The sequence below is a fragment of the Mitsuaria sp. CC2 genome (genome assembly GCF_048957715.1).
Classification (GTDB): domain Bacteria; phylum Pseudomonadota; class Gammaproteobacteria; order Burkholderiales; family Burkholderiaceae_C; genus Roseateles.
Window position 1 is genome coordinate 38,972 of the sequence record NZ_JARVXN010000013.1, and the last position, 12,603, is coordinate 51,574.

Sequence of the window (12,603 nt, forward strand, 5' to 3'; positions counted from 1 at the left end):
CTCATGCCTCATTCCGGCCCCAGCATCGCTCACTGACCTCGGGCCTTGGGCGTTCAGACGCCGTGCTGCTTGAACCAGGCCTGGCAGCGGGCCCAACCATCCTTGGCAGACTCAGGCTTGTAGCTGGGACGGTAATCAGCGTGGAAGGCGTGACCGGTGTCAGGGTAGACGACGAACTCGCTCGCCTTGGCGGCAGCACTGCCCTGCTTGAGCGCTTCCTGCATCGCGGCGACCGTGGACACGGGAATGCCGTTGTCCTGGGCGCCGTACAGGCCCAGCACCGGGGCGTTCAGCTGCCCGACAACGTCGATCGGATGCTTCGGGGTCATCGCGTTGGTCTGACCCTGCAGGCGGCCGTACCAGGCCACCCCAGCCTTCACCGCCTTGCTGTGCGCGGTGTACAGCCACACGATGCGACCGCCCCAGCAGAAGCCGGTGATCGCCAGCTTCGAGGTGTCGCCGCCCTGCTGCTTCGCCCAGGCGACGGCCGCATCCAGGTCGTTCATGACCTGCGCATCGGGCGTGCGCTGGATGATCTCGCTCTGCAGCTTGGCGATGTCCGAATACTTGTGCGCCAGACCCTGCCGCGCGAAGAGGTCGGGCGCGATGGCCAGATACCCGAGCTTCGCGAAGCGGCGCGCGACGTCGGCAATGTGCTCGTGCACGCCGAAGATCTCGCTGATGACGAGCACGACATGCGCGTGTTTCTTGCCCGCGGGCTGGGCGACGTAGGCCGGCATCTGGAAATCGCCGACCGGGATGTTCACCGGGCCGGCATCGAGGCCCTGGGTGTCGGTGGTGATGGTCTGCGCAGACACGGGCAGCACGGCGGCCGCGAAGCCGCTGCCCACCGCGGTGCCGACGAAGGCGCGCCGGCTGAAGGCGCGGCCCGGGACCAGCGTGTCGATGTCGTCACGGATCGCTTCGACCAGTTCAGGGGACACGCCGGCGGCGCCCTCGTCGCGGGAATCGGAATTCGTCATCTGCGGCTCCTCGGTTGGGATGCGGGGTGGACGGAACGCCGGATGCTAGCGCGGGCGGCGTGCGACATCCTGATGACGCGCAAGATGAAAGCACTTCGTTCCCGAGAGGGCGTCCAAACACCCCGACAATCGGCCCCCATGACGCAAGCGCAAGTCCCCCTGATCCTGGCCGCCATCGACATGGGCTCCAACAGCTTCCGTCTGGAACTCGCGCAGTTGCAGCACGGGCAGTACCGCCGGCTGGACTACCTGAAGGAAACGGTGCGCCTGGGCGCGGGCCTGGATGCGATGAGCATGCTGACCGAGGAGGCCACCGAACGCGGCCTGGCCTGCCTGCGCCGCTTCGCGGAGCGCCTGTCGGGACTGCCGGGTCGCCAGGTGCGCGCGGTCGCCACGCAGACGCTGCGCGAGGCCCGCAACCGCAACGCCTTCCTGGCGCGGGCTCAGGAGGTGCTGGGCCATCCGATCGAGGTGATCTCCGGCCGTGAAGAAGCCCGTCTGATCTACGCCGGCGTGGCCCGGCTGCAGACGGCCGAGGACCCGCGCCTGGTGATCGACATCGGCGGCCGCTCCACCGAGATGATCCTGGGCCGCGGGCCGCAACCGGTGAGCGCCGAATCCTTCCAGATCGGCAGCGTGAGCCTGTCGATGCGCTTCTTCCCGGACGGCCGCTTCACGCCCGAGGCCTTCCGCGCGGCGCAGGTCGCCGCAGGCGCCGAGCTGGAGGAGGCGATCACCGAGTTCTCCCGCCAGTCCTCCCAGCCGCGCTGGAAGCAGGCGCTGGGCTCGTCCGGAACGGTGGGCGCCGTGTCGCAGATCCTGGCCGCCAGCGGCGTCAGCCCCGACGGCTCCATCACCCTCGACGGACTGCGCTGGTGCATCGAGCAGTGCCTGACGGCCGGCCGCGTCGACGCGCTCAAGCTCCCCGGCCTGAAAGAGGACCGCCGCGCCGTGGTCGGCGGCGGGCTGTGCATCCTCTACACGCTGCTCACGCATTTCGACATCGAGCGCCTGTACCCCGCGAAAGGCGCCCTCCGCCAGGGCGTCATCTTCGACCTGGCGGAACGCCTGGACCCGAAGCTGCTCGCCGCCGGCCGCGACATGCGCGAGCAGTCGGTCGCCGAGTTGCAGCGCCGCTTCGACGTCGACCGCGACCAGGCCGTCCGCGTCCAGTCGCTCGCGCGACGCCTGCACGCGCAGCTGTCGCCCAAGGCCGAGGAAGAACACCGCCGCGAACTGTCCTGGGCCGCGGCCCTGCACGAGATCGGCATGATGGTCTCGCACCACGACCACCACCGGCACAGCGCCTACCTGCTGTCCCACGTGGACGCGCCGGGCTTCTCCCAGAACCAGCTGCGCCGCCTCGGCGACCTCGCGCTCGGTCAGCGCGGGGGACTGCGCAAGCTGGAAGAACAGCTGCAGGAGGAGCCCATGGTCTGGCAGCTGCTGGCGCTCCGCCTGGCCGCCATCAAATGCCACGCGCGCAGCAACGTCGATCCGGCCGACATCAAGATCCGCCGCGACGGCATGGACGTGACCATCGAGATGCGCAAGGGATGGGCCGACGCCCATCCGCGCGCCCACTTCCTGCTCCGGGAGGAGCTGGACGCCTGGGCCAAGATCGGGAAGGTGCAGCTGGCGCTGGAGGCCTGAGGAGCGGGCGTCAGAGCTCTTCGCGGTACAGGCGCATCAGCGCCTGCTGCGCGCAGACGCCGTCCGGATTGCTCTCGGTGCCGATGCGCTGCGAGGTGCCGTCCGGACCCAGTTGCCACGCATCCAGGCTGTCGTACAGGTAGGGCGTGAGCCCCTCGTCGATCACGCGCTGGCGCAGCCTGGCGTCGGTGACCGGCCACGCGACCTCGATGCGTCTGAGCATGTTGCGCGCCATCCAGTCGGCGCTCGACAGGTACAGCGCCTCCTGCTCGTCCTTGCCCCAGCGGAAGTAGAAGATCCGCGAGTGCTCGAGGAAGCGACCGACGACGGAGCGCACCAGGATGTTGTCCGTCTCGCCGGGCAGTCCCGGCGGCAGCATGCAGGCGCCGCGCACGATCAGGTCGATCTTCGCGCCGGCCTTGCCCGCGCGGATCAGGCCGTTGATCAACTCGGCATCGGTCAGCGCATTGATCTTGAGGACCACGCGCGCGGTCTCGCCGCGCTTCGCCGCTTCCTCGACCTGCGTCAGCAGCTCGCACATCGTGCGGTGCAGGTTGAACGGCGCCAGCAGCAGCTTCTTCGGCGCCTTGAACTTGGACAGCGACGCCAGCTGGCTGAACACCAGGTCCATGTCGGACGTGATCTCGGGGTCCGCCGTCAGGTAACCCAGGTCGGTGTAGAACCGCGCCGTCCTCGGGTTGTAGTTGCCGGTCGACAGATGCCCGTAGCGGCGCAGCTTGCCGCCCTCGCGCCGCGTGATCAGCATCAGCTTCGCATGCGTCTTCAGGCCGACGATGCCGTACACCACCTGCGCGCCGACAGCCTCCAGCCGCTCCGCCCAGTTGATGTTGGCCTCCTCGTCGAAGCGCGCCTTCAGCTCCACGACCGCCAGCACTTCCTTGCCGCGCCGCGCCGCCTCGATCAGCAGGTCCGCCAGCACCGACTGGCTGCCGGTGCGGTAGATCGTCTGCTTGATTGCGAGCACATCCGGGTCCTCGACGGCCTCGCGCAGCAGTTGCACCACCGGGTCGAAGCTCTCGAACGGGTGATGCAGCATCACGTCGCCCTTGGTCCGCAGCTTGTCGAAGATGGATTTGCCGCGCGGCAGCCGGCCCTTGGGCCAGCTCGGCTCGTAGGGCTGGAAGCGCAGGTCCTCGGCGTCGGTCTGGTCGATCAGCTCGTTCAGGCGCACCAGGTTGACCGGACCGTTGACGCGGTACAGCGCCGCCTCCGGCAGGTCGAACTGCTCCAGCAGGAAGCGCGACAGCTCCTCGGGGCAGGTGTTGACCACCTCCAGCCGCACCGCGCGACCGAAGTGGCGCGTGGTCAGACCGGAGCGCAACGCGTGGCGCAGGTTGGCGATTTCTTCCTCGTCGACTTCCAGGTCTGAATCGCGCGTGACGCGGAACTGCGAGAAGGCCTCGACATGCCGGCCCGGGAACAGCTCTTCCAGATGCGCGCGGATGACGCTGGTCAGCAGCACGAAGCTCTGCTTGCCGCCGCTGATCATGCTCGGCACCTTGATCACGCGCGGCAGCACGCGCGGCACCTTGACGATGGCGATGCGGTTGTCGCGGCCCAGCGCGTCCTTGCCCGACAGCCGGGCGATGAAGTGCAGCGCCTTGTTGCCGACCTGCGGGAACGGATGCGCCGGGTCCAGACCCACCGGGACCAGCAGCGGACGCACCTCGCGCTCGAAGAACCTGGCGACCCACGCGCGCATCTCGTCGGTGCGGTCGGCGTGGTTCAGGATCTGGATGTTGTGCTCGCGCAGCGCGGGCATGACCTGGTCGTTGAAGATCGCGTACTGCTCGTCGATCAGGTCGTGGGCGGCGCGGCCGACGCGCTCGACGTCGCGCGGCGTCACCAGCCCGCTGCCGTCGCGCTGCAGGTCCAGCATGTCGGCGAAACGCACCTCGAAGAACTCGTCGAGGTTGCTGGACACGATGCAGATGTAGCGCAGCCGCTCCAGCAGCGGCACGTCGACGCGCTGGGCCTGGGCCAGGACGCGCCGGTTGAACTCGAGGATCGCGTTTTCGCGGTTGAGCAGCGGGACGTCGGGCAGAGTCATGAACCGATTCTATGAAGCTGGTGTGACAACCCAGTGACCCTCTTTCGGGCGGGTCACAGACGGTGGCACCGATGTCGAAGGCGCACGCATCCCGCCGCCCGAACGACGAGGATCACCACTGTCGGGGGGCGCTTGTCAGGCCGGCTGGCGCATCGCCGCGGCCAGCGCCTCGGCCGTGCCCTGCTCGGCGAGCTGGCGCTGGCGTTCGGCCCAGTCGAGGATCTCGAGGTGGCCGTCCGGGTGCTCGATCAGGGCGGTGAGGCTCTCGACCCAGTCGCCGTCGTTGGCGTAGGTGATGCCGTCGATGTCGCGCAGCTCGGCGTGGTGGATGTGACCGCAGACGACGCCCTGGACGCCGCGCTTGCGGGCCTCGCGGGCGAGCGCCTGCTCGAACTCGCCGATGAAGGAGACCGCGCGCTTGACCTTGAGCTTCAGGTATTTGCTGAGGCTCCAGTACGGCAGGCCCAGGCGCGCGCGCAGCGAGTTGAGGTGGCGGTTCAGCTTGAGCGTGAACTCGTAGAGCGTGTCCCCGAGGTGGGCCAGCCACTTGGCATGCTGGATGACGCCGTCGAACAGGTCGCCGTGGGTGACCCAGAACTTGCGGCCGTCGGCGGTCTCGTGGATCCACTCGTGCGCGACCTCGATGCCGCCGAAGCTGTGCTGCAGGTACTTGCGCGCGAACTCGTCGTGGTTGCCCGGCACGTAGATCACGCGCGTGCCCTTGCGCGCCTTGCGCAGCAGCTTCTGGACGACGTCGTTGTGTTCCTGCGGCCAGTACCAGCTGCGGCGCAACTGCCAGCCGTCGACGATGTCGCCGACGAGGAACAGCTGTTCGCATTCGACCTCGCGCAGGAAGTCGAGCAGCGCGCGGGCCTGGCAACCCGGCGTGCCCAGGTGCAGATCGGAGATCCACACCGTGCGCACGCGGATCGATCCGCCGTCGTCGGGTTCCACCGCCTCGGCCCCAGGCGGATCGTTCGAAATCGCGGCGGCCATGAGCGTGTCGGTCAGCATGGCCCCACAGGTTGCCGACCCTGCATGAAAGCTTGATGACCGGACCGCCGATAATCCCCGGCCATGCACCTGATGATCCCCTTTGCCAGTTCGCTGGACCCTCATTTCGAGGGCGCCCTGCGCGAGCTGGAGCTGCCCAACCTGAGCCGCCTGCTCGGGTTGCTGGCCCCGGTGGAAGACGTCGGCGATGCCGACGAGACCTCGCCCCTCCCCCCACACGAACACTTCCTGGCGCGCCGCCGCGGCGTCGCCGACGACCATCCGCCCATCGCCGCCTGGCGCGTCCGCGCCGCCGGCCAGGACCCCGCCGGAGCCGCCTGGGCGCTGCTGACGCCGGTCCATTTCGCCGTCGGCGCTGAGGGCGTCACCGCACTCGGCCCCGAGACGCTCGGTCTCGACGAGGCCGAATCGCGTGCCTTCCTCGACGCGTTGACGACCACGCTGTTCCCCGCCGCCGAGGGCTGGCGGACCGCCTGGCTGTCGACCGGCGAATGGGCGATCGCGCATGACGAAATCGACGGCCTGGACGCCGCCAGCGCGGATCGCGTGCTCAATCGCGGGGTCGAGACCTGGTACCCGCGTGCGCGCCGCCTGCGCACGCTGCTCAACGAGGCACAGATGCTGCTGCACGATCACCCGCTCAACCAGGCACGCGAGCAACGCGGCCTGCGTCCGCTGAACGCGGTCTGGATCGGCGGCGGCGCACGCGAGCGCGGCGACGCGCTGCCGACCGACCTGATCGTCGACGACCGCCTGCGCGTGCCGATGCTGACCGGCGATCTCTACGCCTGGAGCGAGGGCTGGAAGGCGCTCGACCAGGACCCGATCGCGCGGGCACTGACCGCGGCGCGCTCGGGCGAACCGGTCTCGCTGACACTGAGCGGCGAACGCCTGGCCCGCACCTGGAGACGGCAGCCGGCCGGCGCCTGGCAGCGGCTGAAGGAAAAATTCGCGGTGCCGAGCGCGTCCGTCGGCACCGCCCTGGAGCCCCTGTGAGCAGCCCCCGCCTCCTGACCCGCGACGTCCCGCCGGACTCCGCCCACGCGCTGCGGGAAGCCGGCTTCTCGCCGCTGCTGTCGCGCCTCTTCGCCGCCCGCGGCGTGCTGTCGCGCGACGAGCTCGATCCCGACCTCAAACATCTGCTGCCGCCCGAGGGGCCCTTGGGCATGCTGGGCATCGACAAGGCCGCGGTGCTGCTGGCGGACGCGATCACGGCCGGCGAGCGCATCTGCATCGTCGCGGACTACGACTGCGACGGCGCCACCGCCTGCGCGGTGATGCTGCGCGGCCTGGCGCTGCTGGGCGCGAAGCCGGGCACCGTCAGCTACGTGGTGCCGGACCGCGCGGTGCACGGCTACGGCCTCACGCCGACCATCGTCGAACTGGCGCTGAAGCACGAACCCAGGCTGCTGGTCACCGTCGACAACGGCATCGCCAGCCACGCCGGCGTGGCCTTCGCGCGCGAGCTCGGCCTGAAGGTCCTGGTCACCGACCATCACCTCCCCGCGGTCACGGCCGACGGCCAGCCGACGGTCCCCGACGCCGATGCGCTGGTGAATCCCAACCAGCCGGGCTGCCCCTTCCCCGGCAAGAGCCTGGCCGGCGTGGGCGTGGCGTTCTACGTGCTGACGGTGCTGCGCGGCGAACTGCGCCGCCGCGGCGCTTTCGGCGCGCCGGGCGAGGCCACGCCGCCCCGGCTGGACGGCCTGCTCGACCTGGTGGCGCTGGGCACCGTCGCCGACGTGGTGCGTCTGGACGCCAACAACCGCCGCCTGGTGGCGCAGGGCCTGCGACGCATGCGCGCCGGCCGCATGCAGCCGGGCGTGCAGGCGCTCTTCACCGCGGCGAGCCGCGACGCTTCGCGCGCCAACAGCTTCGACCTCGGTTTCGCGTTGGGCCCGCGCATCAACGCGGCCGGTCGCCTCGACGACATGACGCTGGGCATCACCTGCCTGACGACGGACGACGCCGAGCAGGCGCTGGCCCTCGCGCGTGAGCTCGACCGCATCAACCGCGAGCGCCGCGAGATCGAGGCCGGCATGCAGGAGCAGGCGCTCGCGCTGCTCGAACGCCTGATGACCGACCCGCGCCTGAACGGCGCGCCGCCGCCCGCGCTGGCGCTGTTCGACGCCGACTTCCATGAGGGCGTCGTCGGCATCGTGGCCTCGCGGATCAAGGACAGACTGCACCGTCCGGTGTTCGTCTTCGCCGAGGGCGCGGACGGCCAGCTCAAGGGCTCCGGCCGGTCGATCCCCGGTTTCCATCTGCGCGACGCGCTGGACCTGGTCTCCAAGCGCCATCCCGAGCTGCTGAAGAAGTTCGGCGGTCATGCGATGGCGGCGGGCTGCACGCTGGGCCCCGGCGGCGTCGACGCCTTCCGTGCCGCCTTCGAGGACGTCGCCCGCGAGTGGCTGGACGAGGCATCGCTCACCCGCACGCTGCGCACCGACGGTCCGCTGCCGCCCGAGGCCTTCTGCGCCGAGACGGTCCAGGAACTGGAAGCGCAGGTCTGGGGACAGGCCTTCGAGGCGCCGCTGTTCTGCGACCGCGTGCAGGTCGTCAACCAGCGCATCGTCGGCGAACGCCACCTCAAGCTGCGCCTGCGCCAGGGTGCCTGGATCCGCGACGCCATCTGGTTCGGCCACACCGAGCAGTTGCCCGAGCAGGTGACGCTGGCCTACCGGCTCAGCCTCGACGAGTTCCAGGGCCAGCAGCGCGTGCAGATGGTGGTGGAGGCGATGGCCGAATGACGGCCATCCCGGCGACCCCGCCGATCTGAAGCGCGGATCGGCGATCCCTCAACCGAGCAGCTGCTTGCGCACCCATTCCACGATGGCCTGCGCCGGCATCGCGCCGGACTCGCGCGCGATCTCCTGCCCGTCGAGGAACAGCAGCATCGTGGGAATGCTGCGGATGCCGTAGCGGGCGCTCTGCTGCGGCGCGGCCTCGGTATCGAGCTTGACGAAGCGCACCTCGGGCAGCATCGCGGCGGCCTTCTCGAACTGCGGCGTCATCATCCGGCAGGGGCCGCACCACTCCGCCCAGCAATCGACGACGACCGGCAGTTCGGTGCCGGCGACGAACTTGTCGAACACTTCGGGCGTGAGGTCCACGGCTTCCGCCCGCATCAGCGGCGTGCTGCAACGCCCGCAGTCCGGCGATTCGCCCAGCCGCTCGCGCGGCACGCGATTCTTCGCGCCGCAGGACGGGCAGACGATGTGGAGGCTGACGGCGGCGGAGGGGTGGTCGGTGTCCATGGCGGTCTCGAGTCGATCCTGCATGAGGCGCAGGAAGAGCCGGTGCGATCTACCGGCGGGCAAGCCATGTTCCCTGCTTTGCGCCTGGCTGCAACCTCCCATGCCGCCTTGGCTGTCCGACGGAGGTACGGCGATTGCCACCCTGCCTTCAACGAGAACTCTGTTGAAGGAGCCGAGATGGCTGCATACAAGGACGATGGCAAGCTGTGGGTGCTGGTGGCCGACGAAGGCGTGGCGCGTCTGCTGAAGCTGCCGGAGCAAGGCGGCGACCTGGAGGACGTCACGACGCTGAGCGACGCCGCCGCCCACGCGAACAATGCCGACCTGCGCCGCGACGCCGAAGGCCGTCGCGGCAACAACGTGACCTCGTCGGCGGGCGTCGACGAATCGCACCAGGAAGCGATCAGCTTCGCGGCGCGCGTGGCGAAGACGCTGGACGACGGCTACAACAACGGCGAGGTGACGCAATTGCGCGTCGTCGCCGCGCCGCGCTTCCTGGGCCTGCTGCGCAAGGCGCTGAGCCCGCAGATCGCCAAGATCGTCATCGACGAGACCAACGTCGATGTCGTCCATGAAAGCCTGGGGGCGCTGACGACCCGCCTGTTCCCGGAGCGGGACTTCAGCAAGCAGAAGCCGTGAAGCGCGCCAGACTTCACACCTGGCCCCTGCTGTAACAGTTTGTCAAATCGATGACATAGAGGCCACCCAGAATGGGGACACCACGCGGCGCACCGTCCGCCGTGGTGTCTTCCCATGCCGACCACGCACCTGCAACCGCCCGATCCGCTGAGCATCGCCCTGTCCGCCGTCATCCGCGACGGCGCCTTGGACATCCACTTCCAGCCGCTGGTCGAGGTCGAGCGGGCGAACATCCTGGGCTACGAAGCCCTGACGCGCGGACCGGCGGACACGCCGCTGCATTCGCCGCTGGTGCTGTTCGAGACCGCCGCGCGGCTGGGTCGGCTGGTCGAACTGGAACGGATCGTCGTGCGACGCGCGCTGCGCCGGTTCAAGGAACTCAACCTGCCCGGCCAGCTCTTCCTGAACCTCACCGCGGACACGCTGCTCGCCACCAGCGACCGCGGCGCATTGATCGCCCGCGAGTTCGCGCAGCTCGATCTGCCCGCCTCGCGCGTGGTCATCGAGCTCACCGAGACGCGTCCCATTTTGGAACCCGAGCGGCTGCAGGACAGCATGCGCAGCCTGCGCGAGCTCGGCTTCGTCGTCGCGCTGGACGACCTCGGCGAAGGCTTCGCCAGCCTGAAGCGTTGGATGGACATCCGCCCGGACTTCGTCAAGATCGACCGCCACTTCATCGACGGCATCGCCCAGGAGCCGCTCAAGCAGCAGTTCGTCCGCTCCATCCTCGAGATGGCCGCCAGCTCCGGCTGCACCGTCGTCGCCGAAGGCCTCGAGCAGCTCAGCGACCTCACCGTGCTGCGCCGCCTGGGCGTGCCGGTCTGCCAGGGCTACCTGCTCGCGCGCCCGAGCGCCGCCCCACGCGCCGCGCTGCGTGCCGAGGTGGACGCCCTGCTCGCGCCCGAGCACCGCCGCCGCAACGCCGACTGGATGCGCCTGCCGCCCGACGCGATCACGACCGCCGCACAACTGGCCCGCCGCAGCCACACCGTCACGCCCAAGCTCAACTGCCAGACCGTGGCCGACATGTTCCAGCGCGACGAACAGCTGTTCTCGATGCCGGTGCTGGACGACTCGAACCGGCCGATCGGCATCCTGCGTTCGCTGCAGGTGCTCAAGCGCAGCGCCGAGCGCTACTTCATGGACATCCACGAGAAGCGCTCCTGCACCGCGCTCATGGATCCCCAGCCGCTGATCTTCGACGCCGGCACCTCGCTGCGCGAGATGAGCGATGCGATCTCCAGCCTGGACGACCGGCTGATGGTCGACGGCTTCATCGTCACCCGCAACGGCGAGTACTTCGGCACCGGCCGCAGCACCGACCTGCTCAAGGCCGTCTCCGACCTGCAGGTCCACAGCGCCCGCTACGCCAACCCGCTGACGCTGATGCCCGGCAACGTGCCGACCGACCAGCACCTGGACGCACTGCTGCACGAGGCGCGCGAGTTCGTCGTCGTCGCCTGGGACATCGACCACTTCAAGCCCTTCAACGACGTCTACGGCTACGCCACCGGCGACGACATCATCAAGCTCTGCGCGCAGATCCTGCAGGACGCCGCCGACCCGGCGGTGGACTTCGTCGGCCACATCGGCGGCGACGACTTCGTGATGGTGCTGGGCTCGCCCGACTGGACCGCGCGCGTCACCCGCGTCTGCCGCGAGTTCGACCGGCAGATCCGCCCCTTCTTTTCCGCCGAACACCAGGCGCTGGGCGGCTACGTGACGCTGAACCGCCAGAACCAGGAATCCTTCAATCCGCTGCCGACCCTGAGCGCCGGCGTGATCCAGGTGCAACCCGGCGCGTTCGAGAGCGTGCGCGCCCTCTCCGCCGCGCTGGCCGAACCCAAGCACGTCGCCAAGTGCGGCACCGGGCCCAGCCGCTACTTCGTCGACCGCCGCCGCGGCGCGGTCGCAGCCGTCGACGACGACAGGGCGGCCGCTGCGCCGGCGGCCGCGGCAGCCTGAGGTCCGGGACGGCGGGATCCCAGCGGTGCGGGCGCGGTCATGGCCACGCTCCTAGAATCGGCGTGTGAACGCCCCTTCCGACACCGCGCCGTCGCCGGCCGCCCCTTCGACCCTGCATCCGCAGATCAACGCGGATCTGCACTGCCACTCGACCGTGTCCGACGGCACGCTGGCGCCCGAGGCCCTGGCCGCGCGCGCCAAGGCCAACGGCGTCGAGCTCTGGGCGCTGACGGACCACGACGAGGTCGGTGGCCAGCAGCGCGCGATGGCGGCGGCGAAGGCGGCCGGCCTGCCCTATCTGACCGGCGCCGAGATCTCGGTGACTTTCGCCGGCAAGGTGGTGCACATCGTCGGCCTGGGCTTCGACCATGACGATCCGCGCATCGTCGAAGGCCTGCGCGCCACGCGCGGCGGCCGCGGCGCGCGGGCGAAGGAGATGTCCGACGGCCTCGCCCAGGTCGGCATCCCCGGCGCCTACGAAGGTGCGCTCAAGTTCGCCGGCAATCCGGAGCTGATCTCCCGGACCCACTTCGCGCGTTTCCTGGTGGAGAGCGGCCAGTGCTCGGACGTGCCCGAGGTCTTCCGCCGCTTCCTCACCGAGGGCAAGCCCGGCTACGTGCCGCACCGCTGGGCGGCGCTGGGCGACGCGGTGGGCTGGATCGTGGACGCCGGCGGGCTGGCCGTCATCGCGCACCCCGGCCGCTACGGCTTCACGCCGACCGAGGAGTACGCGCTGATCACCGAGTTCATCGCCCACGGCGGGCGCGGCATCGAGGTCGTCACCGGCAGCCACACCGCCGCGGACATGATCCAGTACACCGACACCGCGCTGGAATTCGACCTGCTCGCCTCGCGCGGCTCGGATTTCCACAGCCCGGAGGAAAGCCGCGTCGACGTCGGCAAGCTCGACCAGCACCTCTCCGGCCGCTTGAAACCGGTGTGGGGCGCGCTCGAACACCGCATCCACTGGCCGGACTGACCGGCTCACCGATCGGCTCGCACGCCGATTGCCACAGGTGAG

Annotated in this window: 10 protein-coding genes; 6 read left to right on the forward strand and 4 right to left on the reverse strand. The window is 69.7% G+C overall.

Annotated elements, in window-relative coordinates; all coding sequences use genetic code 11:
- Positions 1-53 precede the first annotated feature (53 nt).
- Complete coding sequence (locus PV762_RS07880) at positions 54-983, reverse strand: dienelactone hydrolase family protein (RefSeq protein WP_421034486.1); 930 nt, start codon at positions 981-983, stop codon at positions 54-56.
- A gap of 138 nt (positions 984-1,121) precedes the next feature.
- Here PV762_RS07880 and PV762_RS07885 point away from each other — a divergent pair, with 138 nt between their 5' ends.
- Positions 1,122-2,636, forward strand: coding sequence for an exopolyphosphatase (locus PV762_RS07885; RefSeq protein WP_421034487.1), 1,515 nt, complete (start codon positions 1,122-1,124; stop codon positions 2,634-2,636).
- Between the two features lie 10 nt (positions 2,637-2,646).
- Here PV762_RS07885 and ppk1 read toward each other — a convergent pair whose 3' ends face one another.
- Together ppk1 and PV762_RS07895 are read right to left on the reverse strand one after the other, a co-directional pair.
- The gene (ppk1, locus tag PV762_RS07890; RefSeq protein WP_421034488.1) at positions 2,647-4,707 is read right to left on the reverse strand and encodes a polyphosphate kinase 1; all 2,061 of its coding nucleotides are present in this window, start codon (positions 4,705-4,707) and stop codon (positions 2,647-2,649) included.
- 135 nt (positions 4,708-4,842) lie between these two features.
- A complete protein-coding gene (locus tag PV762_RS07895) occupies positions 4,843-5,703 on the reverse strand; it encodes a UDP-2,3-diacylglucosamine diphosphatase (RefSeq protein WP_421034489.1) in 861 nt (286 codons plus the stop codon).
- Positions 5,704-5,784: 81 nt separating this feature from the next.
- On the opposite strand from PV762_RS07895, the gene PV762_RS07900 reads away from it, so the two are divergent.
- Both PV762_RS07900 and recJ read left to right on the forward strand, forming a co-directional pair.
- Positions 5,785-6,717, forward strand: coding sequence for a hypothetical protein (locus PV762_RS07900; protein ID WP_421034490.1), 933 nt, complete (start codon positions 5,785-5,787; stop codon positions 6,715-6,717).
- On the forward strand, positions 6,714-8,471 hold the full coding sequence (recJ, locus tag PV762_RS07905; protein ID WP_421034491.1) for a single-stranded-DNA-specific exonuclease RecJ: 1,758 nt from the start codon (positions 6,714-6,716) through the stop codon (positions 8,469-8,471). The genes PV762_RS07900 and recJ overlap by 4 nt, the downstream gene beginning before the upstream one ends.
- A gap of 48 nt (positions 8,472-8,519) precedes the next feature.
- Here recJ and trxC read toward each other — a convergent pair whose 3' ends face one another.
- Positions 8,520-8,978: a thioredoxin TrxC gene (gene trxC, locus PV762_RS07910; protein WP_421034492.1), complete on the reverse strand. Its 459-nt coding sequence runs from the start codon at positions 8,976-8,978 to the stop codon at positions 8,520-8,522.
- Between the two features lie 177 nt (positions 8,979-9,155).
- On the opposite strand from trxC, the gene PV762_RS07915 reads away from it, so the two are divergent.
- The 3 genes from PV762_RS07915 to PV762_RS07925 all read left to right on the forward strand — a co-directional run bounded on the left by PV762_RS07915 (position 9,156) and on the right by PV762_RS07925 (position 12,561).
- Complete coding sequence (locus PV762_RS07915) at positions 9,156-9,617, forward strand: host attachment protein (RefSeq protein ID WP_421034493.1); 462 nt, start codon at positions 9,156-9,158, stop codon at positions 9,615-9,617.
- Positions 9,618-9,731: 114 nt separating this feature from the next.
- Positions 9,732-11,582 carry a GGDEF domain-containing protein gene (locus PV762_RS07920; RefSeq protein WP_421034494.1) on the forward strand — a complete coding sequence of 617 codons (1,851 nt, stop codon included), beginning with the start codon at positions 9,732-9,734 and terminating at the stop codon, positions 11,580-11,582.
- A 64-nt stretch (positions 11,583-11,646) separates the two neighbouring features.
- Positions 11,647-12,561, forward strand: a complete 915-nt coding sequence (locus tag PV762_RS07925; protein ID WP_421034495.1) for a 3',5'-nucleoside bisphosphate phosphatase — start codon at positions 11,647-11,649, stop codon at positions 12,559-12,561.
- Positions 12,562-12,603 lie beyond the last annotated feature (42 nt).